Below are 25,036 nucleotides of genomic sequence, written 5' to 3' on the forward strand. Positions count from 1 at the left end.
CCGAGTAATGTCTAACCATTAGTTCTCATAAAATCTATATATTGTTGAGCAATATTAATTGGTGATAACTCTCTGTCAAACGAGGACTGATATGTATCAGCCTTCTCCATTGCTTCATCCATCTTCTTAGCTAATGTATCAATATCTCCCACAGGGACGAGGTTGTGTGGTGGTAGCAACTCACTTGGACCCGATGGGCAGTCTGTACTGATAACAGGTGTCCCTAAAGCCAGTGATTCAGCAATAACCCGTCCAAATCCCTCAAAGACTGATGACAAAACCATAAACTGTGCTTTTTGGATATAAGGATATGGATTTTTTTGAAAACCTAAAAAATGTACACGGTTATCCAAACCTAAAGAAGTAACCAGCTCTTTCATTGACGCTAGTAATACACCTTCACCCAATAATAGAAGTGGCAATGTTTTCCGAGTCTTTGCATAACTTCTAATCAATACTTCATGAGCTTTTTGAGTCTTAAAACTACCAACGTGAATAATGTAACTGTCAAACTCTGGCTCAAACTCTGATGCCAATTGCACAATCTGTCTTTGGTCAATCGGGTTGTATATTGTCGTTGTATTCATCACACCCAATGTAGCTTGAAAGTCTTTTTCGACTCCTTTACTAATACATATACAAGGATGCCGAGAATATATATTGCTTAATCTTTTATCATTTGCTTTTTTGCCTTGGCTTCTAAACAATTCAATTTTTTTAGAAATAGTATTTCTAATTACGTGTGCGATATTGGGCAGACTACTATGGCGCAAGACCATATCGGCTTTATCTAAATTCGCTAGCGTCAATATTGGAGTACCAATCTCTTTAAGCACGTATCTGTCTAATACTTTTGCAAAATACCAGTACCTAAGACTTTTAGTAGGTATAGAGTTATAATCATTTAGGTCTAGTTGATGATAAGTAATATCATCATTAAGCTCATAAGCTACTTTGGATTTGAAGCGTAAAATATGGACATCATAACCTAACTCGTGAAAACCTTGTCCCAGCGTCAAGACCGAACGCTCTGCACCGCCACCTTGCAAGCAGTTAATAACCAATAGCACTTTTTCTTTACTATTCGAATTTTCTTTTTTTTCTGTAGTATTATCAATCATTTATTGAGTAATCTTAAAAATAAATATTTAGACTTAGAGATGTAGCGGCCCAACTGTTTTGCCAGCTAAAGATTTTGGGTAAATTCTACGTATTTTTCTGCTATTTTGGCTGGTAGCAGCGCTTCATCGAATGGCGCATGAAACGCTTGCGGATTACTCATCGCTTGCTGCATTTTTGCGGCAATGGCATCAACATCGCCCATCGGCATTAAGTTACGTTCTGGTAGTAATTCACTTGGGCCTGATGGACAGTTGGTACTGATAACAGGAGTACCTAGCACAAGAGCTTCGGCAATAACTAAAGCAAAACCCTCCCAGTCAGAAGTCAGTATCTTAAACTGCGCATTTTTGATATAAGGGAAGGGATTATCACGAAATCCTAAAAATATTACTTTGTCTTCTAGGCTTAACTCTGTTACCAGTCGCTCTGTTTCACTTTTATGCTTCCCTTGACCCAAGAGCAGTAAAGGCATAGATTGATCTGTTTTTGCATAAGCATTTACCAATACATCATGACGCTTGGCATCTTTGAAACTACCGACATGGATAATATAGTTTTGGTATTCAGGGACAAAAGCATCGGCTTGTTGTTGAATACTGTTTTTATCTATTGGATTATGAATGGCAGTGGTTGGAGTAATATGACCAAAGCTCTTAACAAAATCTTTTTGAGCGCCTTCACTGACGCACACACAAGGATGCTTGGCATATATATCTATCATTCTTTGCTTTAACTGCTCAGCGTCGTGATTTTTATTAAACTTATAGAGTAGTGATACTGTGTTATGAATAATATAAGTGATATTAGGCAGTTTACTATTACTTAGAATACTATCGGCACGATCTAAGTTGGACAGTATGATATCAGGCTGACCGATATTTTTCGACACGTATTTATCAACAGCACGTGCAAAAATCTGGTCACGTCTTTGTGCCCCTGGTATAAGTTTATACGGCTTAAACTTAAGTACATGGTAGTTAAAATTCGGACTTAAGTCATACTGTACTAACGGCTTAAATCTTAGAATATGTACTTCATAGCCCAATTCATAAAACCCTTGCCCCAATGTTAATACGACACGTTCCGCACCACCGCCCTGTAGACAATTAATAACGAGTAACACTGTTTTTTTATGCTGCTTCATACACGATAACCTATGGAGTAATTTTTCACCTTCTTAGAAAGGCTTATCATTGCTTCATTAAAAAACTAGCGTTTAAATAGCTTCGAAAAAAATGATTTAGAAGCGTGTGGACGAGTCACCTTATTACCGGTATAACCTTCTTGAGATTTTTTAGGAAAATGACCGAAAGGTTCCACCCTATAACTGTCTAAATCGTATCCAGCAGCAAGTGCTTCGTTATAATATTCATCAAAAACCTCAGATAAATCCTGCCTCGGGTGCGACATTATTTCACCGTCAAACCAGTGCTCGATACCTTCTTCACTGACTCTAGGTAATGAATATTTATGACTGAACTGCGTACCCATATCTGAATAATGCAAAATCCTAATATCTTCTAACGCTAAGTTTTCGCCATCTATACAGTTGTAACTATCCTGATAAGGCTCAATGAGCTGATTATTATCTTTGAATACAGCCATCATTTCTTTATGGCTTTTGGGATCTTTCCTGAGTTTTTTAATTGGTAGGACAATGTTTTTTGCCGCCTTGCAATCCCATACGCATGTACACAACCGAGTCATATCCGCATTAGTCTTAGCAGCTACAACAGACTGTCCTTCAATAGGATGGTGCCACAGCTTTGCCAAATCATCTAAAATAATGACATCAGCGTCCATGTAGATGGCACGACCAGAGTGTTGACAGTACTCTGGAATTGCCCAGCGAAAGCCTGAAAAAGGCGTTGACCATTTAGTGGTATTCCAACCCTCTCCAGTCTCAGGATTAGAATACCAATAGCTATTAGGATCACGTGACAGCTGCATCCATACTATCTCAACGGGTACACTGGTATGTTTATGAATACTATAATCTAATACCATCATCTGCTCTAGATCACAGTTATTTGGGTCGCAACCAACAAAGACTTTAATACTATCTTCTGTATTCATAATTTTATCCGTTCACTGACTAATATTTATATTTGCTAATGCAATGCGATAATACTCAAATATATAATGGGACCTATTCTTTCCAGTACTTTTCGATCCACCCTACTGGCAAGATAAAATGACGCAAGTGACGTAGCGGTCTTTTTAGATTTTTGGGCTCAGTTAATCTTTTTAAGTGATCTTTGGCATTGTTAGCAGCATTTTTATTATATCTACCTTCGATCGCATGTGTAGGATATAAGTCGCCAGGGAAAATAACGATGCGAGCACCTTTAGGAATCTTTGGCTCTTTGATGTAGTTAAGTGGGAACGGTTGACGACATTTGCGTCTAAAGTGCGCAACCCATGCCTTAGGAAACAGCTTGACACCACCTGGCGCATTACGAGTGACGAAGCGCTGCTCAAAACGATATTCATCAGCGATGCCTTGCGGGTCGGCTTTGAATTTTTCTTGTAGTGAGACAAGCGACCCTACCTGAAAGCGGAAGCAAGAAGTCTGGCCGAGGCGCTCTAGCGGGTTACTTGGGTTATAAGACAAAATAACATCGTCCGGCTCGCCGTATTCAAAGAAAGGATCAAGGCTATCTACTATAATCACATCCAAATCTACAAATAATACTGTCCCTGTCAAATCACCTAATGTCTCACCCCACAAACGTGATTTTGGCCACTTGCCAAGTGTGTTGGTTGGCATGGTGACATCTAATGGTGGCAATTCTTGACATTCGATTTCTGGACGTACATCGGTGGTATCATCGGTAAAACAGACGAAACGAAACGGTGGCGTGATGTTACGCGATACCATGCCATATAGTTTATTGGCATAATCAGCCCCGTACTTTGTACCCCATTTAATACAAATAATTTGTTTGATATTTTTATTATCTGCTGTACTAGAATATATTGGCATGGACTGCTCACTTTAATCTTAAGAATAAATATGATGGCTATATTAGCATAAAAAAAAGGCTGAACAATTATGTTCAGCCTTTTTGGTCTTTAAACTAACGACTTTATTAGTCAATAAAGCTTAACCAATCCATATACTGCTCATTGCGACCATGTACCACATCGAAGTACAAGCTTTGCAGCTTTTCTGTCAATGGGCCACGGCCACCATTACCGATGGTACGATCATCATATTCACGGATAGGTGTCACTTCAGCAGCGGTGCCAGTCATAAAGATTTCATCTGCTAGATAGAACTCATCACGAGTGATACGGCGCTCAACGACTTTGATGCCCAAATCTTCAGCAAACTGAATGATAGTACGACGCGTGATACCATCAAGCGCACCACCACCCAAGTCCGGTGTATGCAGCACACCGTCTTTGACTAAAAATAAGTTCTCACCAGCGCCTTGGCAAACATAACCTTGCGGATCCATCAAGATGGCTTCGTCATAGCCATTACGAGTAACTTCTTGGTTGGCCATGATAGACACAGGATAGTTACTTGAGGCTTTGGCTTTACACATGGTCACGTTGGTCATGTGATGCGTAAATGACGAGGTTTTTACACGGATGCCGTTTTTGATACCGTCTTCGCCAAGATATGCGCCCCAGTGCCAAGCAGCAACCATTGCGTTAATACTGTTGTCACGCGATGACAAACCGAGTTTTTCTGCGCCAACCCAAATAAGTGGACGAATATAGGCTTCTGCCAAGTTATTTTGCTTGACCACATCTTTTTGCGCTTGCTCAAGTGCCGCAGCATCAAATGGTACATTCATTTGAAAGATTTTTGCAGAACCCAATAGGCGATCGGTATGGTCTTTTAAGCGAAAAATTGCGGTGCGATTGTCAGCCGTTTGGTAAGCACGTACGCCTTCAAACACCGCCATGCCGTAATGCAAGCTATGCGTAAGCACATGAACTTTGGCATCTGGCTGTTCAATCATCGTGCCATTCATCCAAAGCTTACCTTCTTGTGTTGCCATATTCATTTAATAGTCCTTATGCTAGCGCTGACGTCTAACTTTTCTTGTTGAGTGTTAATGGTTAAATAAGTGTTTTAAGTAAAATTGCCTGCTGACACTGAGTGCCTATTTTTAGATGCAATTTCAGATGCAATTTTTCTATCTGCAAATTTAAGGTGCCAGTGATTATAGCACCGGCACGAGAGGCAAATACAATATTTTAGTTTATCACTGCATGGCTTTTATTCATATACCATTCGTTACAATGGCTATCAAAGCCCTACGCTTATTGCATTGAACTTATAACGCCGCATCATTGTTTTATGGCAGGATTATTCAGCAGACTCTACGCCCATCAAATGCTGCCACTGCGCTTGTACCAGTGCTCGCGTCTCTGTCCATAATGACTCATCCACCAGTAACGATTGCTCAGATAGTGCCAATTGATGGGTGGCAGCGCGGATACGTAAATACGCATCGGTCAAATCTTGGCAAATTTCTAGCTCCCAAATACCAAGCGCGGCGACTTCTTCAAAAATACGCACGTTATCACTCCATTTGGTCAAGCTTGGATGCTCGTGCGAATAAGCCAATACCGCAAACTGCGCGAGAAACTCAATATCGACAATGCCGCCCGCATCTTGCTTAAGGTGAAACTTGCCCGCTTGCTGCTGGTGCTGACTAGTGCCCAGATGCTTTTGCATTTTAATACGCATACTGGTGACTTCGATACGGACTTGCTCAATGGTACGCGGTAGCGCCAAAACGGTACGGCGAATGTCACAAAAACGGGCGGTCACGCGCTTATCACCGCAGATAGCTCGCGCCCGTACCAATGCTTGATGCTCCCAAGACCACGCTTTCTCAAGCTGATAGGTTTCAAACGCATGACAAGAAACCACCATCATACCTGCATTGCCCGAGGGACGCAGGCGCATATCGACTTCATAAGCGCGGCCGTCACGGGTTTGGGTATTCAGATAAGTCATCAGCTTTTGCGCCAAGCGGGCCGCAAATTTCATGCCACTGACCGATTTTTCGCCCGTGGTCATGCCCTGCTCTTTTATTTTATGCAAAAACACCAAGTCTAAATCAGATGAATAGGATAACTCAAGCCCGCCAAGCTTACCGTAACCAATGATGGCAAAGCCGCAATCCGCTTCAGTGACCGGATCGCCATCTTGACCAATTGGGTAACCATAACGTTTGACGATTTCGGCAAAGGCGCGCTCAAGCGCCGCTTCTAACACCACAGCGGCAATATAAGTCAGTGAGTCTGACACTTTCATAATTGGTCGCTCTGCCAGCACGTCACTGGCAGCCACTGCGAGCACTTGGTTCTTTTTAAACAATCGCAGTACGCTCAGCAGTTCTTCTTCATCGTTAGGCTCTACGCGCAACAACTGCTGGCGCAAAATATCACGCAGCTCAAGCTTGTCTGGCAGATGTCGATAGCGCTGCTGCAAAAACGTGTCTAAAAGTACCGGATACTGCGCCAACTCTTTTGCAATCCAAGGGCTAGCCGACAACATCGGAATCAGCTCAACGGTGGCATTGGGGTTTTCTGCAATCATCACCAAATAAATAGAACGGCGGCAAATGGCTTCTAGCAAATTTATTAAACGCGGCAAAGCGATATTAGCAAGTTGCTGCTGCTCTTCATGGACAAGGAGCGCGTGGACAATCACAGGATACGCATCATCCAAACGCTCACGCGCTTCATCGCTCAAATTGGCGACCATTTTTGACTGCCAAAAACCTTGTAAACGCTCGCGATTTTCTTCAGTTAATACCTCATTTAAGCGCGCAATCTGCTCGTTTAGATGTTCAGGCTCAAACTCATCATCGTCTTGATCCGGTATCTGCCGTTCAGTAACCATACGCTCAAACGGCACATTGACATGATAGCGGTGATCATTCAGCGTCGCTAATAACCCAGCCCAATCATCAAAGCCAAGGGTCATTGCCAAATTATGCTGCCACTCTGGGTCATGCGGTAAGCGCTGCGTTTGCTGATCGTTAATCGCTTGAATACCGTGTTCAAGGCGCCGTAAAAAACGATAAGCTGCCTGCAGTTCTTGATAAGTAGTTTCTTCTAAATACCCAAGTTGACACAGTGCCTGCATCGCTGCCAAACAAGACTTAACCTGTAACTGCGGATGCCGACCACCATAAATCAGTTGAAAGGCTTGAACGATAAACTCAATGTCTCTGATACCACCCGCGCCAAGCTTGATATTGTCTAAGTCTTCGCGCTGAGCGACTTGATTTTGAATCAGAGACTTCATCTCTCTGAGGGCTGAAAAAGCACTATAATCAACGTAATAACGAAATACAAAAGGCTTAATCAGCGCTTGTATGTCATCGTAAAACGGCTGCTCGATGTGTCCAACCACGCGGGCTTTGAGCCAAGCAAAACGCTCCCACGCCCGCCCATGCTGGGCAAAGTACTTCTGCAATGCGGATAAATGAATCGCCAAATCACTGCCATCGCCCCACGGACGCAAACGCATATCAACCCTAAACACAAAACCATCAGCGGTATTATTATCGAGCAGTCTAATAATACCTTGTCCAAGCCGGGTCATAAAACGCTTGTTATCAATACTGCGCGTGCCTTTTGCTTTGTCACCGTCTGTTTCACCGCGCGCCTGATGCACAAAAATAAGGTCGATATCACTGGATAAATTGAGCTCATGCGCGCCAAGCTTACCCATTGCCATAATCGCCATATCATCGACTTGCACATTCCCCTTCGCATTAATAAAGGTCGGCTGCCCATATTGCGCAATCAGCTGCTGATAGGTATAGTCTTTGGCAAATAAAATGCAGCCATCGGCAAATTCAGACAGCTCATCGGTCAATTGCTCAAGCTCAATCATGGCCAAGGCATCTTGCCAAATCCAGCGCATCATTAGCAGCATACGCAAATGCCGCAAACCACTCATTACCTTGTCTTCATTGGCGAGCTGATAATTCTCATCCAAGGTATAATCTTGAATCAAATCATCAATTTGCTGGCGCGTTAACGTGCTCTGTAATGGATAACTGCGCAAAAACGTCTGGCAAGCGCCCGTTCGACTTTTCCAAACCTGATAAGCAAACTCGCTGGCAGTCTGTAGCACTTGTAGCTGCTCTGGGCTAGGCTGAAAGCCTGTACTACTAGGCATGGTAGATAGCATAACGACGACAACTCCTTGCAGCATAAAGCTATAAAAACCACATCAATCGCAGAAATTATTTTTACAATATTAACGCGGCTATAAACAATCTTATTTTAGGATTTTTATAGTAGCATAAATCCTCAGCCATGCTACTGACAGCACTTTACTGACTAAGAACTGACGAACATAAGAAAGTTTTGCGAATAATGCTACAATAGCCAATACTTAAAAGGACTTAAAACCTAAACCTAGAAATCTTGAGTTTTAAACACTTTGGGTCTTAAAAATCTTGAGACGCTGTGCTTTTTTCTTTATTCTCATTCATCATAAGTGACACCGCGATTATGACGACCACAACCCCGCTATTATTAATTACTGCTGATCCCAGCCATCCGCTGGCATATCTTGCGCTACGCTATGCGCGTACCTATCTAGCAAACACTGATACAAATAATAATGACACGAACAATAATGATGAGACCGATAACAGCGATAATAATGAAAACGTACCTGCGCCATTGAATATTTTTTTCTATGCCGATGCCGCCAATACCGCCAATCGCTTGCGCTGGCAGTCAGCAGACCAGATGAATATCACTCAAGAGTGGCAAAAGCTTGCTGAGCAATATCAGTTGACGCTGCCTGTTTGTGTCAGTACGGCGCTTAGCCGCGGTATTTCAGATAGCGAAAATAGCACTCGCCATCAGTTAGATAGCGAAAATCTGGCAGCTAGTTTTAAGCTGGTAGGACTGAGTGAGCTTGCGATGATGATGCAAGGTAACTGTCGTTTGCTGCAGTTTTAAACAGCGTTTTACATGACAACTCGCTGTCAAAACAGCCAACTTAATAATAACCAGATGAATAATAGTGGTTGGCGATAATCAGATTAGGAATACATCATGAAATTACTCATTCGCTTGCATACGCCTACCGAGATGGTAAGTTATGAAGGCTGCGCGCTGGCTTTAACCTTAGCGACTTTTGGTCATGAGGTGCAGCTGTATTTGGATGCGCCGGTCTTTGGTTTTTTAATGCAGCCTGAATCACGTTTGCATGGCATGATTCAGTCGCTTGAGTTATATGATATGCCAGCCGCTTGGTTACCGGACGATGTGTTTAGCGGTTGGATTGCGGGCATGTTACCGGCAGATTTGGCGACGCAGCTGACCTTGATACCAGAGGTGGTAAATTCGCAAGAATTTGACCAGATCTTAGTCTTTTAGTAGCAACTTTTTGGGCTAGGACGAATTTACATTGTTAATATTTATTTTAATATGACAACAAATATAGTAAGTAAGCGGACACGATTATGGCAACTTTATATCAATTACATAGCAGTATGGATACGCTCAGACGCAGCACAGAACAAATGACATCGACGTGGCGTGCGGGTGATAGCATTATATTATTGGGCACAACGGTCGCTTTTATTGACTGGTTTAATGCTTATTTGGAAGACCTTGAGTACATTGAAACAAAAGATGTAGCGGCTATTTATGCTCTCGCTGAGGACGTAGCGCAGCTGAATGATAATACGGCGGCAAAGCTCAATTTATCCGCCAAATTAACGGCTGTTTTGAGCGATGATGAATGGGTCGCCTTAACTCAAAATACTTATGCGAATGGCGCTACCTTTGATAAAGTGGTAACAATTGCTCTATGATGAATCCTAAAGATGATATTACACCTGCTGAGAAGATGACTGCAGTGGACTTAGACCAAGACGGGCATTTATGCGACCATACAGTTTGGACGCCTGCGATTGCGCAGCAGCTCGCGAATACTCTAGATGTAACTTTAAATGCTGAACATTTAGCCATCTTACAGCAGGTACGCGCATTTTTTACCAAATTTAATCACGCGCCAGCGACCCGCCCGCTGATTAAATGGCTACAGCAAACCTTGCCTGAGCATGACATCAGCAATCAAAAGCTCCAGCAGTTATTTAATACGGGTTTGGTTGCCCGTCATGTCAATCGTCTTGCTGGCTTGCCAAAACCGCCAAATTGTTTATAAAACACGTGGTTTATAAAAAAAGTAGCAAAAAAGCGGTTAAAGAAAATTAAACGACTGATTTTCTTTAACCGCTTTTTACCCAATCACCCTGCTAGCTTCTCTATCTCTACTCTATTTTGGGTCATAAACGGTCAAGGTGTCATAACCGATACTGCGACCTTCATCGCCGTCAAACCCTTGCTGTCGCCAAACCTCATACAAACATATTGCCACGCTATTAGACAAATTTAAACTGCGCGAATCCGCAAGCATTGGTAAGCGTAGCCAGTTATCAGCGCCGATATCGGTACGGATATCCTCTGGCAGCCCTGCCGTTTCAGAACCAAAAACCAGCGCCACATGATGTGATGATGGGCTATTAGACGCACTGCTATCTAAATGCTGAGTTGTTTGCCTGCTAAAATCATAGTCATAAAACGGTTTACTCAGCTTGGTCGTCAGCGCGGTGATAATCTCGCAACCAGCCGCTTGTAGCGCTTGCTTGGTCATTGCCCAATCGTCATGTACTTGCAGATGAGCGTATTCATGATAATCGAGACCTGCACGGCGTAGCTTCTTATCGTCGAGTTCAAACCCTAACGGCCTGACCAAATGTAACTGCGCCCCACTATTGGCACATAAGCGGATAATATTGCCAGTGTTGCTAGGCATTTTTGGCGCTACCAGCACGATATGAATGGTCATAAAAACTCCGTAAATGATTTAAGCGTATTGTCTAAACTTATATGGCAGACGTAATCAAAAGTTACAGTTTACTGCCAATAATTACATTTTGATACTGGGCACTGATTTTAACTTTGATTATCATGACCCTAATGGATAGCGAGATAATTTAAAAACATTGTTCTTGTATCCTGTAACCCCTCAGTGAAACTTATGTAAAACGCTAAGTTCCATTGTTATGACTTATAACACTCTATCTTTTTGAGGAAAATATTATGAAAAAATTAGTTATCGCATCTTTGACTGCTATGTTTGTACTAACTGGTTGTAACACTTTTAAAGGTCTAGGCCAAGACGTATCAAGTGCTGGTGATGCTGTTACTGGCGGCGCACAAGACGTACAAAACAAAATCTAAGTCTGAGCCTTTTTAGACTTATATTAAGGAAGCTTATCATTTGGTAAGCTTCTTTTTTTATCTGCCCACTTTATAAAAATACTCTTAATATCTGATTAAGATACCTTCTACCCAATGCTGTTGGCTGTAGGTGCTCATTATCATCTATCAATAGCCCTTGTTTAATAAGTTGATTTACTTCTAGAGCAATATTGTCATAGCTCAGCCCTGTTCGAGCTTCAAACAAAGACCATGTCACGCCTTTATGTAAACGTAAGGCATTAAGCATAAACTCACTGACCAGCTCATCACTCGCAATTGCCTGCCAGCCGACCATTTTTGGCGCGCCCTCTTTTTTTATATTATTCCTCGTGTCGATATCAAAAGTCATATAGTCTTTTGGCATACGAGATTTGCTAAAGCGATAAATACCCGTCTCTGTTGATACCTTTTTCAATACCTCATCAGACACTTTATCAGCCGTTAATGTTTGATTTCCATATCTATCATCAATGGTGACTTTACCGTGCGCACCAGCACCAATCGCTAAATAATCACCAAATTGCCAATAATTGACGTTGTGACGGCAAGGTTTATCGGACGCACCTGCCCAGGCCGACACTTCATAGTTGTCATAGCCCAAACGCTCAAGCAATGTCTGCCCCGCTTGCTCAATATCTGCCAAACTATCTTCATCGGGTAAAATCGGCTGACTGCGATAAAACACCGTATTTGGCTCAATCGTTAGCTGATACCAAGAAATATGCGTAGCACCTGCCTCATGCGCCATTTGAATATCGTTCAGGGCTTCACTCATCGTTTGCTGCGGTAGCCCATGCATCAAATCGACGTTGACACGTTCAAATCCAGCGCGACGAGCGGCTTTAATTGCTGATAATGCTTGGGCGGGATTGTGAATACGCCCCAGCGTGGTGAGCTGGCCAGCAGCAAAGCTTTGTACGCCAATCGACAAACGATTGATGCCTACATCTAAATACTGTGCAAATGGTGCATGCTCAAGGGTGCCTGGATTGGCCTCCATCGTCACTTCAATGTCACCGGCAAACTGAAAAATCTCACGCAAACCGTTAAATAAACGCTGATACTGGGCAATGGGCAGTAGCGACGGTGTACCGCCACCGATAAATATTGAGCTGATTTCTCGTCCTTGGGTTAACGCTTGCTGTGACGCTGCATCAAGTAATAGCGTATCAACGTACTCATCGTACATAGACAGCTGACTGTCCATCGGCAGCTCATGCGAATTAAAATCACAATAAGGGCACTTTTTCACACACCAAGGAATATGGATATAAAGTGCTAACGGAATATCTTTCACTATAAGCGCACTTGTTTCGTTACGACTACTAGCGTCAAGATTACTCGAAAAATGAGAAGATTTGATATTTGACATAAGCGGACTTATCTATAAAGGAGTAGCTGCGGTCGTCAGCAGAAAGTAGCGCTAGGATAACGGCTGGGCGCGCTAAAGAAAAGCCTAATCAGCATAAATTGGCCATAAAAGTATTGGGAACAATCGGCGTTTGCAGCAATAGCTGATAGTGGTAATGCTAGATAAGCTCGATAACTACAAAGAATAGAAATGAACACACAATGAAAATAAATGATGAGCAGCTTTTAAAGCCATCACTATTAAATCGTTATGATTACACTAATAATTTTACAAGGATAAAAACCATGGCATATTGGCTTATCAAATCCAATCCTCGCTGTTTTAATATAGAAGATTTACAACGTGCAGGCACGGAGATGTGGGATGGGGTACGTAATTATCGCGCCCGCAACTTTATGCGTGACGATATGAAAGTTGGTGACAAAGCATTTTTTTATCACTCTAGCGCCAAACCTTCTGGCGTCGCTGGTATCGTCACTATCAGCAAAGCTGGTTATCCCGACCCAACCCAGTTTCACCCCGAACATCGCCATTATGATCCTAAAGCAACTGAAGATGAGCCGCGCTGGTACATGGTAGATGTGACTTTTGAGCAGGCTTTTACGGATATACTGCCATTAGCGCAGCTTAAATTTTTGCCGGCGCTTGAGGACTCTTTATTGCTAAGAAAAGGCTGTGAGCAGCTGACTATTTTGCCGCTTGAACCCAAGCATTGGAACACGATTATGGATATGGCAGAAGAGCTGAATCTGTTGCCAGAGAATGATAGGATTTGACGGTAACGATGGCGTAAGAATTTTTATGGTATGAGTGCACATTTATCCACGCACATACCTGATAGATTTTGCTATATTTATGCACAGAAATTATTTTTTATTTACGCTTCTCTCTTATTGTTATAGCAATCGACCATCAGGACTCATTTATGAGCGCACCCAAGCTACTATTATCTGTGTTAACCGCCAGTATCCTTAGTCTAACTCTCAGCGCCTGCGGCAGTGATGGCGATAAAGTTAAGAAAGAATATGATCGCGTAGAAGATCAGGTAAAAGACGAATACGATCGCGTGGAAGATAAAGTCAAAGAGAGATATAAAGAGGTCGAAGACAAGTTAAGCGATGATGAAAAATCCATGGCTGAGATTTTGGAGTCGGTCTTTTTACCAGAAGAATCGCTTGATAAGTTCTTGGATAAGTTAACGCCAGAAGGCGGTCGCGGCGGTCTTTATGTGGGTCACTTTGTCGAGATTGATGATGGTGACGACAGCGATATCGATATAGGTGCGGTATACTTTGATATCAGTAAAGATGGCGCTGGTAGTGTTGATGGTAGCTTTAGTTATCAGCAGCAAGCTTGCCAAGAAAACAATGTGTTAGGTATCAATTCAGCAATTAAAGTCGACAACTATATCGCTGGTAAAGTAACGGGTAGCCTTGATACATTAAAATTTTTAGATATTAAGTATGTCAGCGATTTAGGCATAGAGACACCAAACCTATTAACAACTTTTGCTGGTAACTTTGCAAAAAATGAAGCCGGTGCGCCTTGGAAAGGCAGTTTTGAGTACCAAGACGGTCTGGGCGGCAAGAAATTATCAAGCGGGCAAGATAACTGTAATGTCAGCTATACCATCAGCGACCGCTCTAACTTTAAGACTTACCCACTTGATTATCAACTTGGCGAGCTAAACCTAAATATTACCGGTAATGGTAGTCAAAAAACTGTTACTTGGCAAAATCCTAGCAACACTAAGCACGTCTTAGTCAGTCAAATTGATGTTAATAAAGCAGAATCGGGCGCTAACGGTTATGTTCAGAATCTGCTATTAAGTAATCTTGAAACTCAGTTTGCGCCTGTTATTCCCGATCACTCAACCAATTATGCGATTGTCGTACAAGCATTCGATGCCAATAACAGCTTGATTGGCTATCAAGCGCTGGTGCATGATTTACCTGAATCGTTGTAAATAGTTGCTTTTGTCTGTACTGCTACCCTAGCTAAAGAAGAGCCAAGTATGAACGAACACTGTTAAACCACTAACCCCATGCTTTAGCTTATGTGCTATTTTTCTGATGATGACCTGTCAATTCTACTTACGGATTGACGGGTCATTTTTCATTTTGGTCTTAACTGTTTAATTTTTTACTCTGTCGGCATGTTGTTATTAATAATCATTAAAAATGGACTTGCTCATATTATTTATCGGAGTATTATCGTCGCACCAATCCTATTTCACTGTTTCGCTATTAACTTGTTGATGGCAGCATTTGCTCATCCACAATAATTACTGCAAAGAATAAAAAGTTGCTCATTATGGTTTTCCCATTATCCTTTAGAGATTTTAAAAGTTACAGCTTACGCTTAGGCGTACTCGCCCTCCCTATCTTAATTACCCAGTTTTGCCAAGCTGCGCTCGGTGTCGTCGATGCCATTATGGCGGGCAGAGTTTCTGCCCTTGATTTGGCGGCCGTGGCTGTAGGCTCCGGTATTTGGCTGCCGCTGTTTTTATTGGCGACCGGTATTTTGATTGCCACCACGCCGCTTATCGGCGAAGCAATCGGACAAAACAATCATAGCCAAGTGCCGCATATTACCCAGCAATCGTTATGGACGGCCGGCGTCATTGGTATTCTCGGCTTTATCATTGTCAATCTAGCGCCCAACATACTTGGTGTGATGGGCGTACCTGAAAATATCCAACCCATCGCTGCGCAATATTTACATGGGGTATCGTTCGGTTTTCCGGCAATCGCGGTCTATGCCGTGCTGCGCAGTTATTGTGAAGCGCTTGGCCGACCAGAGCCGGTGACGGTTATTAGTATCATCGGGCTACTTGCCGATATTCCGCTTAACTATATTTTTATCCACGGTTTATTTGGTATGCCCGAGATGGGCGGCGCTGGTTGCGGGGTAGCAACGGCCATCGTACTTTGGATTAATGTCCTATTACTAGCGACATATACCAGCTTTACCAAACGTCAGCAATTTGCCAGTACGCGCTTCTTTTATGCTTTTGCCCGTCCTAACCGCACGCAAATTAAAAAATTACTAAAACTTGGTATTCCAATTGGTATCTCTATCTTTTTTGAAGCCAGTTTATTCAGTTTAGGGGCATTAGTTATCAGTCCGCTCGGTGAGATTGCGACCGCCTCGCATCAAGTGGCATTGTCCGTGACCTCGCAGCTGTTTATGATACCCATCTCGGTGGCGATGGCGCTGACGATTATGATATCCAACCGCTTTGGTGAAAAAAATCTGATGGCGCTGCGTCAAGTATTAGCCACAGGGCTTGTATGGACGGTTATCATTGCGCTGGTTTCTATGCTTGGCGTTTGGTTATTTAGACCGCAATTGGCGGCGGCATTCACCGACAATCCTGTGGTACGCGCGCAAGCCATGCACTTACTCATTTTTGCCCTCGCTTATCAATTATTTGATGGCTGGCAAGTTAATGTCGCTGGTATATTACGCGGTATGCAAGATACCACTGTGCCGATGTGGGTGACGCTATTTTGTTATTGGTTGGTTGCTTTACCGCTTGGCGTCTATCTGGTGCGCTTCACTGACCTTGGTGCGCAGGGTTTTTGGATGGCGCTCATCACAGGCTTATTATTATCGTCTATATTATTAAGTCTGCGTCTGCGCTATCAGCAAAAACGCTTGACGACATTATGGGCCTGATACTGTCATACGCTTGGTTCAAACGTAGCGTCTAGTAACCATGACTGGCGCTACCTTATGACATCGACTATGATAAATCATTGAATATTTCTTACGCTTAAGCACGCTTACGTCATAATATGTAAAAAAACTCAGTTAACAACTGTACATCGATTGCTCATTGGCGTGAATATAGGTATCATTAGCAATTACCAATACAATATTTAGTTACACTATTTTTTTTCTAGAAATTAGTACAAGGCAAAATTAAAATTATGGATATTGAAAAAATACGCACCCTGATCGCACTCATGGAAGAAAGTGAACTGGTTAATTTAGAAATCAGCTCAGATGACGAACACATCAGTCTAACTCGTCACTATGATGCGCCCGCACCAACGATGATGGCTGCGCCTGCCACAGGTGCTGCACCTGTCGCTGCCCCAGCAAAAGCCGCCGTCAAAGCTGGCAGCGTTGAAACCTCGCCAATGGTGGGTGTTTATTATTCAGCGCCAAGTCCTAACGACCCGCCATTTGTAAAGGTCGGTCAAAAAGTACAAGCAGGCGATACGCTTGGTATCATTGAAGCCATGAAAATCATGAATCCTCTTGAAGCGACTCAAAGCGGCGTCATTGATGAAATCTTAGTGGATAATTCTGAAGTGGTACAGTTTGGTCAGCCAGTCATACGCTATAAAGCGTAACGCTATCTGCCAACCTTTACTTTGTAATAATTGATACTTCGTTATTATTCATCGACATCAGCGCTCGATTTGTCTAAATTTGATGTAGCGCAGTTTGCATTTACAATGTCTAAAATAGCGAGGCTATCAATGACTGCCGCTTTGACAAGGATGACCCCATGATAAAAAAACTGCTCATCGCCAATAGAGGTGAGATTGCCCTACGTATCGTTCGAGCTTGCAAGGCGCTTGGCATAGAGACCGTCGGTGTCTATTCAACGGCGGATGCCAATTTGATGCATCTGCGTTTTGTTGATGAAGCAATCTGTATTGGCAAACCCAACGCCAACCAAAGCTATCTCGATATTAGCACCATTTTGACCGCCGCTGAAATCACTGGCGCTGACGCCATTCACCCCGGTTATGGTTTTTTGGCAGAAAATGCTGAGTTTGCTGAACGCGTTGAAGAAGCTGGTTTGACCTTTGTCGGTCCCAATGCTGACCACATTCGCTTAATGGGCAATAAAGTATCCGCCATTAATGCCATGAAAAAAGCAGGCGTACCAACAGTTCCTGGTTCAGTGGGTGCCGTCACTCTGCATAACGCTGAAGAGCAAGCGCGTAATATCGGCTTTCCCCTCTTGATTAAAGCTGCTTCTGGTGGCGGTGGCCGCGGTATGCGCGTTGTTGAGCGTTTTGATGAGCTTATTGGCCAAGTACAAGCTGCCAAACAAGAGGCTGAGCTGTGGTTTGGTGATGATACCGTTTATATGGAGCGTTATCTCCAAAATCCTCGCCACGTAGAAGTGCAAGTACTAGGCGATGGTAACGGCAATGCCATTCATCTATATGACCGCGATTGTTCATTACAACGTCGTCACCAGAAAGTCTTAGAAGAAGCACCTGCCCCAGATATCCCTGACGATGTGCGTCAGCCTATTTTAGATGCTTGCGTCAAAGCTTGTGAGCTGGTGAAATATCGCGGCGCGGGTACGTTTGAGTTTTTATTTGAAAATAATGAATACTTTTTTATTGAGATGAATACTCGGGTGCAGGTTGAGCATCCAGTGACTGAGATGATTACCGGTATCGATGTCGTCGTTGAACAGCTTAAAATCGCCGCCGGCTACGGTTTATCGTATCGTCAAAGCGAGATTGAAATTCAAGGTCATGCCATAGAGTGCCGTATCAATGCCGAAGATCCAGCGACCTTTATGCCTTGTCCTGGCACAGTGAGCCAGTTGTTTGCCCCAAGTGGCGCGGGCGTGCGTTTTGACTCGCACCTCTACCCTGGTTATGAGATTCCAAGCTATTATGATTCCTTGATTGGCAAGCTGATCTGTCACGGTCAAACACGTCAGCAAGCGATATCTAAAACCCTGCATGCGCTTGACGAATTGGTGATTGAAGGTATCAAAACCAATATATCCTTGCATCGTGATGTGATTTTAGCGGATGATAAATTTGTTAATGAAGCGCAAAACATTCATTATCTAGAAAGAGAGTTATTAACGTCTAATAAAGATAAAGCTGATTCTGCTTCTTAGTTAGTCTTAGTCTTTTTGTTTAAGCAGAAATTAAAAAAACCGCTACCTAAAAGATAGCGGTTTTTTTATATGTCTAAATTTTATAAAGTGCTGCTTAAATTTTATAAATAACGCTAAAAGAATGCTAAGGTAATATTCTGGTGAAATTCATAAAGCATTCTGTACCCTCAGGATCGGCACACCACTGCATTTTATTGCCTTCATGGTTCAAAAACGCTATTAATGCCTCGCCAGTTTGATCTACCTGATTACCCGAGCAATCGACTTCGTTATTATCATAAACCGTTTTTAGCGCAATAATAGGCAAGCCTTCATCACGATGGGTGACTAAGTAGCGCCCGTAAGTCCATTCTTTGCCACTGACTGCCCACATCTCATTATCGGCAGCAAAATTATAAATTTCCCGACATTGAGTAGACTTAGCGGTTAACAGGTTTTTACTGCTAGTTGGCTGCACCTTAACGATACGCTTTTCATTTTGGGTCAACACGCCACCCTCAGCGCCAGTGCCTACTTTTGGTTCATCAATTTTGCCCTGCTCTATCTTTGACGCCGCTTGCTTAGCTTGCGCTTCTTTAGTCATCGTAATACCACTGTCTAAATCTATCTCCCACTGTCCGGCGATAGCGGGACTGATATGGGTGGTAACGGTAGGTTTGCTAACCGCTTCACCGTTCACTGGCAGTGACGCTAAAATAGAGGCCAATGAAAATGAAGCAAAAGATATAGGTTCCATAATTAACCTTTTTTAATATTATAATAATAAATAAGACGTACATTAGCGTAAGTCTTAGACACCAAAAACACAAGTAACATTATGCTATTAGTCGTACGACTTTGACCAACCCTGACCTCAACGTAAACCTTCACCAATAAATTCATGCCCAATATTGTTTTTAAAACTCACCTACCAAATATTAAGTGTATATACACAAAAATAACGCCATGGCTAATTTGCAAAAGCCATGGCGTTATAGATTAACATCGTAAATCGAACTATTTTATTATCGGCTAAAGGCGATATTAAGCAGCAACTGGACTAGCCGCTTGAGCAAAAGCAGATAACGCGCCTTTCAGCATCGCTGATACCGTGCTACTACAAGTGCCGATGCCTGAGTAAACATCACCGTCAACATTTAGTTGAATGTAAGCTGCGGCATTGGCGTTGGTTTTATTGTCATTGTTGGTATCATCATCGATACCATTACCGCTGTTGTGCTGCGGATTAATCGCGTGTTCAGCGTAGTTGATAACATGGATAGATTTACCTGTGTGCTGCGCAAGCCCATCAATAAACGATGACAAAGGACCGTTACCGGTTCCGTCAATAGTAATGGTGTCGCCATTCATCTGTACTTGACCGTTAAAGTAGACCTCGCCGCCCTTGTTATTGACACTATAATCTAGAAGCTCGAAGCTGCCTTGCTGCAAATATGTCTCTTCAAAGGCTTGTAAGATTTCATCGTTTTGCAATTCACGAGCAGCGCTTTCCGCTTGTTTTTGGACCACGCCGCTAAAGTCAATTTGCATCCAGCGCGGTAAATTAAAGCCATAATTGCGCTGCAAGATATAAGCAACGCCGCCTTTACCAGATTGGCTATTGATACGGACCACATCTTGATAGCTGCGACCGATGTGCGCCGGATCAATTGGCAGATAAGCAACGTCCCAAACGTTATCGGTTTCATCTTGATGTTTTTCATTGTAATCAAGAGATTTTTTGATGGCATCTTGATGCGAGCCGCTGAAGGCGGTAAACACAAGCTCACCAACGTATGGATGACGCGGATGTAGTGGCAAGTTATTACACTCGCTCACCACTTGTACAATCTCGCTCATATTACTAAAATCAAGCTCTGGGTCGATACCTTGACTAAACAAGTTCATCGCCATCACCATGATATCCATATTACCCGTACGCTCGCCATTGCCAAGCAAAGTGCCCTCGATACGATCGGCACCAGCAAGCACGCCAAGCTCGGCAGCAGCTACCGCACAGCCACGGTCGTTATGTGTATGTAAGCTTACCGTGACATGCTCACGCTTGGCAATATGACGACAAAAATACTCTACTTGGTCGGCAAATACGTTTGGCGTTGATGCTTCAACCGTCGCTGGCAAGTTTAAAATCACTTCTTGGCCGTTTTCAGGCTGCCAAACCTCACAAACTGCGTCACAGACTTCGACCGCATATTCAGTTTCTGTTTGGCTAAAGCTTTCAGGCGAATACTGAAATACCCATTCTGTTTCAGGATATTTGGCTGCGTATTCAACCAATAAATTAGCGCCAGTAATGGCAATCTCTTTAATTTCTGCTTTATCTTTAGCGTATACTTTTTCGCGTTGTACACGACTGGTTGAGTTATAGACGTGAACGATGGCACGCTTCGCGCCTTTTAATGACTCAAAAGTACGAGCAATCAAATGCTCACGCGCCTGCACCAATACTTGCAAGGTCACATCGTGAGGGACATGATTTTCTTCAATCAACTTGCGAGCAAAATCAAACTCTACTTGCGCCGCCGACGGAAAACCAATTTCAATCTCTTTAAAACCCACATCGACCAAGGTTTTAAAAAAGCGCATTTTTTGTTCAATGGTCATCGGATCAATCAGCGCCTGATTGCCATCACGCAGGTCCACGCTTGCCCAAATTGGTGATTTCTCAATCGTCTTGCTCGGCCATGTACGATCTGCTAGCACAGGAGCAAACGCAAATGGACGATATTTACGGAAATCAAAAGCGGCATTTTTTGGGGTGACTTTTGCAGGCGCGCGGTCTGCATTGCGTGTTGCTTGATTAGGCATAATCAATCCTTAGATAACATAAAGAGCTGAGTTGAAGTATAGTTTTAACTGGGCAACTAATGACCAAGCACTCTTTATCATACGAGATAATAAAAGTTTATGCCATTATAATAACAAAGTTTCTGTGCTAGAAATCAGCTTTATTTAGCTACTATTTATAAAATTTTAGTGAAATAGACCACTGTCTCACCTATAATTAGATTATTCCACTAGATAGGTGATATCCGATGTTAAATAATCATACGAACAATGTTTTACCTATAGATATTGATGCTACCGACAAACAGTTATTACGCTTACTACAAACCCAAGCACGTATGAGTATTACCGAGCTTGCCGAGCAGATGAATTTATCGGCGACCCCTTGCGCGCGCCGTATCAAACGCTTGGAAGAAGCAGGTATTATCACCGGCTACCATACCCAGACCGATGCGCAAAAACTTGGCTATCCTTTAGCCGTTTTTATTGCGATTAGTATGGATCGCCATACTGCAGATCGCTTTGAGCATTTTGAAGAGAAAATTCAAAGTTTCGATGAAGTGGTGAGCTGTAGTATTGTCACCGGTCGCACCGAAGATTATCTAATCAAAGTACGGGTGCGTGATATGGCACATTATGAAGAATTTTTATTACATAGGCTCAATCGCATCGAAGGCGTCGCTCAAGTGCATACCAGTTTTGAGCTACGAGAAGTCTTTAGCCGTAGCGTGGTCTAGTTTGACTGCTTTTGAGCTTGACGCTGAAAAAAGAAGACTAAAACCAATCCCACTAATAAACCGCTCGCTGCGACCAATAAACCCGCGTTAAAATTATCCTGTTTCCCTGCCAGCGCTACCGTGACCAGCGGCCCTATGAACTGCCCTATGGCATAGGCCAAAGTTGCCAGTCCAATCAGCAAATTTGAGTAAGCGGGATTGATATTTTTAATTAAATTTAGCGTCATTGACACCATACCGACAAAGGTTAATCCTAAAATCACCGCATTACCGTACAAGCCAATAGCGCCATCAAACCATAGCGGTAAACACATGCCAAACGCTTGTAATAACGTCAACCCCATCAAGGTTCTGCTTTCGCCAATACGCTTGGCAAGCGCGCCCCAAATAGGGTTCGATAGCATGGCAAAGATACCAACCACCAACCAAATCAGTAGCCCTGCATAGCTTTGTGCTGTCAGGCGCTGCGTTGCCATGACTGGCAAAAAAGTCGCCGACGTAATATAACCAAACCCCGCCAGCACATAACTTGCCGACAGTAATGCAATCGCCTTGCTATGACCAGCGGCCGCTTCATATAACGAACGTTTAAAATTACGATAAGCTTGCGGTACAGATAGGTTTTGATTGTTATGGTTTAATTCGGCAGGCTTCGATTTGAGAGCCTTTTGCTGAAAGGATTGTAAATTAGAGGACGTGGATTGAGATGAGTGTGAAGCGGACGAAATCAAGCTTTGTGGTCTGATAGCATAAAGTAGCCATAATAACGGCAGACTGATAACTCCTGCTACCAGCCAAATAATATCAAAATGATAACCGAGCGTTAATAGCCACCATGTCAAGACGGCAGAGGCACTGATACCGACGCCAATCCCCGCATAGTGCAAAGCTGAGAGCACTGAGCGGCGCTCATTGCTAAAGTTTTGAATAACCAGCGATGAGCTTAAAATCATGGCCACACCGCTGGCGATACCCGATAGTAACCGAATAACATACCAGCTATTTAATGACAGATTTGGCACCACCAATAGCATGGTGGTCACGATGCTGACGGCTGTCCATGTTATGAGCATTTGCCATGTCAAACGCTGGGGCACAAACATCGCAATCAGCGCCCCAATAAAATAACCACTATAATTGACCGAAGCCAGCCAACCTGCAATGACCGTCGATAACGATAATTGCGTCATGATATCAGGTAAGGTGGCGGTAAATAAAAAGCGCCCAAACCCCATCACTACTGCCAGACAATACAACCCTATGCAAGCAATCGCCGTTTGATGGGTAATAATAGTAGCAGCACGGCTTTTAAGAGCAGTCATCATGACAGAGCCATTTTGTGGCAAAACGCCCACAATCCTTTGTGTTAAAAAAAGCCATACCTAACCAATTAAAAATAGAAAAACGTCTCAATACAACACTTACTGCTATCACGTGCTTACTACTAAGAAATATTGCGAATTGGATTGCTTGCTTGTTCAGCTGCTTTTGTCTGCCCTAGCATTTGCACGCGCTGATCGCTAAACATATCCATGTCAGGGGCAAGCGTGCGCATAAAGCGATCAAAATAGAGCATTTGCTTGGTCAATAAGGCAAAGTCACGTGGGAAATGAATACCATGACGCTTGCCGACCTCAACAATCTCTAGCATCATTTTATTGAGCTCATCAGCTTGCTCTTTACTATTAAAAGGCACACCGCTGGTAAAGGCTTTGTCTTCTGCCATGATGGTTTTCATCATACGCTGCAAATCATTGCCCAATGCCGCGACGTCAACCTGATTGCCGCCATGAGTCATTTCCATATCAACCATATGGCGCGCCATTGCTTGATAATCACTGTCTTGCATTGCTTGCATCATACCCATACAGGCGCGCCAGCTTTCCGCTTTTAATTTACCAACGATACCGAAGTCTAAGAAACCAATACGCCCATCGGTTAATAGCATCAAGTTACCCGCGTGCAAATCTGCATGGAAACTATTACACAGCATCAAACTGGCAAACCAAGTATTAAGGGTATCTGCCATCACTTGCGCCGGATCATTACAATACTGACGCATGGCGGCTTCATCTACCATAGAAACGCCGTATAAGCGGCTCATAGTCAGCACGCGCTTGGTGGTCAGCTCCTCATAGACAGTTGGCGCAACGACGCGTGTATTTCCTGATATCGCTAAAAACTGCTGAAAATCACGGATATTTTGCGCCTCAGCAATAAAATCGGTTTCGGCAAGCATCCGCAGACGAATCTCATCGATGATTGGCGCAATACTGGCAAAGCGCATCGAAGGCATTAGTAGCTCAACCAACTTGGTCATAGCGTGCAAGACGCCCAAATCGGTTTGCATAATCGTTTCAACGCCTGGTTTTTGTACCTTTAGCACTACTTCATCGCCATTATGTAAACGCGCGGCATGCACTTGGGCAATAGACGCTGAAGCGAGTGGTTTTTCGTCAATATAAGCAAAAATCTCTTCAAGCGACAGGCCAGCGGCGGCCAGCTCTTCTTTTAATACCTGTTCAATATAGGCATAGGATAAGGGCGTCGTTTGATCTAAACAGCTTTGAAACGCCTCTACATATTCGCGCGGAAATAATGACGGCGTACTGGCGATAAACTGCCCGATTTTAATATAAGTCGTGCCCAATTGCTCAAAGGTTTCTTTTAACAGCATCGCATCGGGTTTTTCACCCTTTGCCACTCTCAGTGCTGACAAACCAGCAACGCTTGCGGTTTGGCGCACACGATTAACGACATTAAAGGTATGCTTTAATAAATGCGGACGATGAATTTTCATAAAAAAACAACTATGGTAATAAAAAGGAGGTTATGAGGATAGGAAGAGTTAAA

The 25,036-nt window shown here is 43.1% G+C and carries 23 protein-coding genes; 11 read left to right on the forward strand and 12 right to left on the reverse strand.

The genetic code is table 11. The features are described from left to right. Positions 1–11 precede the first annotated feature (11 nt). The 6 genes from CXF58_RS08155 to glnE form a co-directional block, all read right to left on the reverse strand. Positions 12–1,121: a glycosyltransferase gene (locus tag CXF58_RS08155; protein ID WP_102077172.1), complete on the reverse strand. Its 1,110-nt coding sequence runs from the start codon at positions 1,119–1,121 to the stop codon at positions 12–14. Between the two features lie 65 nt (positions 1,122–1,186). Continuing rightward, entirely contained in the window at positions 1,187–2,266 is a 1,080-nt protein-coding gene (locus CXF58_RS08160; RefSeq protein ID WP_102077173.1) for a glycosyltransferase, read from the reverse strand. 65 nt (positions 2,267–2,331) lie between these two features. Next, entirely contained in the window at positions 2,332–3,198 is an 867-nt protein-coding gene (locus CXF58_RS08165) for a glycosyltransferase (RefSeq protein WP_102077174.1), read from the reverse strand. A 73-nt stretch (positions 3,199–3,271) separates the two neighbouring features. Further along, the gene (locus CXF58_RS08170) at positions 3,272–4,108 is read right to left on the reverse strand and encodes a glycosyl transferase (RefSeq protein WP_102077175.1); all 837 of its coding nucleotides are present in this window, start codon (positions 4,106–4,108) and stop codon (positions 3,272–3,274) included. 106 nt (positions 4,109–4,214) lie between these two features. Continuing rightward, positions 4,215–5,144, reverse strand: a complete 930-nt coding sequence (locus CXF58_RS08175; protein ID WP_102077176.1) for a branched-chain amino acid transaminase — start codon at positions 5,142–5,144, stop codon at positions 4,215–4,217. 305 nt (positions 5,145–5,449) lie between these two features. Continuing rightward, the gene (gene glnE / locus CXF58_RS08180) at positions 5,450–8,299 is read right to left on the reverse strand and encodes a bifunctional [glutamate--ammonia ligase]-adenylyl-L-tyrosine phosphorylase/[glutamate--ammonia-ligase] adenylyltransferase (protein ID WP_102077177.1); all 2,850 of its coding nucleotides are present in this window, start codon (positions 8,297–8,299) and stop codon (positions 5,450–5,452) included. Positions 8,300–8,625: 326 nt separating this feature from the next. Here glnE and tusD point away from each other — a divergent pair, with 326 nt between their 5' ends. From tusD to CXF58_RS08200, 4 genes are all read left to right on the forward strand, one after another. After that, complete coding sequence (tusD, locus tag CXF58_RS08185; protein WP_068408721.1) at positions 8,626–9,084, forward strand: sulfurtransferase complex subunit TusD; 459 nt, start codon at positions 8,626–8,628, stop codon at positions 9,082–9,084. Between the two features lie 96 nt (positions 9,085–9,180). Then, positions 9,181–9,504: a hypothetical protein gene (locus CXF58_RS08190; RefSeq protein ID WP_068408719.1), complete on the forward strand. Its 324-nt coding sequence runs from the start codon at positions 9,181–9,183 to the stop codon at positions 9,502–9,504. 86 nt (positions 9,505–9,590) lie between these two features. After that, a complete protein-coding gene (locus CXF58_RS08195; RefSeq protein ID WP_068408717.1) occupies positions 9,591–9,944 on the forward strand; it encodes a hypothetical protein in 354 nt (117 codons plus the stop codon). Beyond that, a complete protein-coding gene (locus tag CXF58_RS08200; protein ID WP_369811270.1) occupies positions 9,941–10,297 on the forward strand; it encodes a TusE/DsrC/DsvC family sulfur relay protein in 357 nt (118 codons plus the stop codon). Before CXF58_RS08195 ends, CXF58_RS08200 begins: the two co-directional genes overlap by 4 nt. 111 nt (positions 10,298–10,408) lie before the next feature. Here the strand turns inward: CXF58_RS08200 and CXF58_RS08205 are convergent, their stop codons facing one another. Further along, positions 10,409–10,981, reverse strand: a complete 573-nt coding sequence (locus tag CXF58_RS08205) for a tRNA (cytidine(34)-2'-O)-methyltransferase (protein ID WP_068408715.1) — start codon at positions 10,979–10,981, stop codon at positions 10,409–10,411. 254 nt (positions 10,982–11,235) lie between these two features. Here CXF58_RS08205 and CXF58_RS08210 point away from each other — a divergent pair, with 254 nt between their 5' ends. Then, positions 11,236–11,376, forward strand: coding sequence for an entericidin A/B family lipoprotein (locus CXF58_RS08210; protein WP_068408713.1), 141 nt, complete (start codon positions 11,236–11,238; stop codon positions 11,374–11,376). A 70-nt stretch (positions 11,377–11,446) separates the two neighbouring features. Here the strand turns inward: CXF58_RS08210 and hemW are convergent, their stop codons facing one another. Then, positions 11,447–12,769 (reverse strand): radical SAM family heme chaperone HemW, encoded by a 1,323-nt coding sequence (gene hemW, locus CXF58_RS08215; protein ID WP_102077178.1) that lies wholly within the window; start codon positions 12,767–12,769, stop codon positions 11,447–11,449. Positions 12,770–13,053: 284 nt separating this feature from the next. On the opposite strand from hemW, the gene CXF58_RS08220 reads away from it, so the two are divergent. The 5 genes from CXF58_RS08220 to accC all read left to right on the forward strand — a co-directional run bounded on the left by CXF58_RS08220 (position 13,054) and on the right by accC (position 18,659). Continuing rightward, the gene (locus CXF58_RS08220) at positions 13,054–13,545 is read left to right on the forward strand and encodes an EVE domain-containing protein (protein ID WP_068408711.1); all 492 of its coding nucleotides are present in this window, start codon (positions 13,054–13,056) and stop codon (positions 13,543–13,545) included. Positions 13,546–13,694: 149 nt separating this feature from the next. After that, positions 13,695–14,735, forward strand: a complete 1,041-nt coding sequence (locus tag CXF58_RS08225; RefSeq protein WP_068408709.1) for a hypothetical protein — start codon at positions 13,695–13,697, stop codon at positions 14,733–14,735. A 347-nt stretch (positions 14,736–15,082) separates the two neighbouring features. Further along, a complete protein-coding gene (locus CXF58_RS08230; protein WP_068408707.1) occupies positions 15,083–16,450 on the forward strand; it encodes an MATE family efflux transporter in 1,368 nt (455 codons plus the stop codon). Positions 16,451–16,704: 254 nt separating this feature from the next. Further along, positions 16,705–17,133, forward strand: a complete 429-nt coding sequence (accB, locus tag CXF58_RS08235) for an acetyl-CoA carboxylase biotin carboxyl carrier protein (protein WP_068408705.1) — start codon at positions 16,705–16,707, stop codon at positions 17,131–17,133. Between the two features lie 158 nt (positions 17,134–17,291). Next, positions 17,292–18,659: an acetyl-CoA carboxylase biotin carboxylase subunit gene (gene accC, locus CXF58_RS08240; RefSeq protein ID WP_068408703.1), complete on the forward strand. Its 1,368-nt coding sequence runs from the start codon at positions 17,292–17,294 to the stop codon at positions 18,657–18,659. A 124-nt stretch (positions 18,660–18,783) separates the two neighbouring features. Here the strand turns inward: accC and CXF58_RS08245 are convergent, their stop codons facing one another. Beyond that, the gene (locus CXF58_RS08245; RefSeq protein WP_068408701.1) at positions 18,784–19,395 is read right to left on the reverse strand and encodes a hypothetical protein; all 612 of its coding nucleotides are present in this window, start codon (positions 19,393–19,395) and stop codon (positions 18,784–18,786) included. Between the two features lie 287 nt (positions 19,396–19,682). Then, on the reverse strand, positions 19,683–21,467 hold the full coding sequence (leuA, locus tag CXF58_RS08250; protein WP_068408699.1) for a 2-isopropylmalate synthase: 1,785 nt from the start codon (positions 21,465–21,467) through the stop codon (positions 19,683–19,685). 227 nt (positions 21,468–21,694) lie between these two features. On the opposite strand from leuA, the gene CXF58_RS08255 reads away from it, so the two are divergent. Next, positions 21,695–22,183 (forward strand): Lrp/AsnC family transcriptional regulator, encoded by a 489-nt coding sequence (locus CXF58_RS08255; protein WP_102077179.1) that lies wholly within the window; start codon positions 21,695–21,697, stop codon positions 22,181–22,183. Here the strand turns inward: CXF58_RS08255 and CXF58_RS08260 are convergent. Further along, positions 22,180–23,508: a YbfB/YjiJ family MFS transporter gene (locus CXF58_RS08260; RefSeq protein ID WP_068408765.1), complete on the reverse strand. Its 1,329-nt coding sequence runs from the start codon at positions 23,506–23,508 to the stop codon at positions 22,180–22,182. The two genes, CXF58_RS08255 and CXF58_RS08260, sit on opposite strands and share 4 nt — an antisense overlap. 119 nt (positions 23,509–23,627) lie before the next feature. After that, positions 23,628–24,983, reverse strand: coding sequence for an ABC1 kinase family protein (locus CXF58_RS08265; protein ID WP_068408695.1), 1,356 nt, complete (start codon positions 24,981–24,983; stop codon positions 23,628–23,630). Positions 24,984–25,036: the final 53 nt, after the last annotated feature.

The sequence above is a fragment of the Psychrobacter sp. Sarcosine-02u-2 genome, assembly GCF_002836335.1.
Classification (GTDB): Bacteria; Pseudomonadota; Gammaproteobacteria; order Pseudomonadales; family Moraxellaceae; genus Psychrobacter; species Psychrobacter faecalis.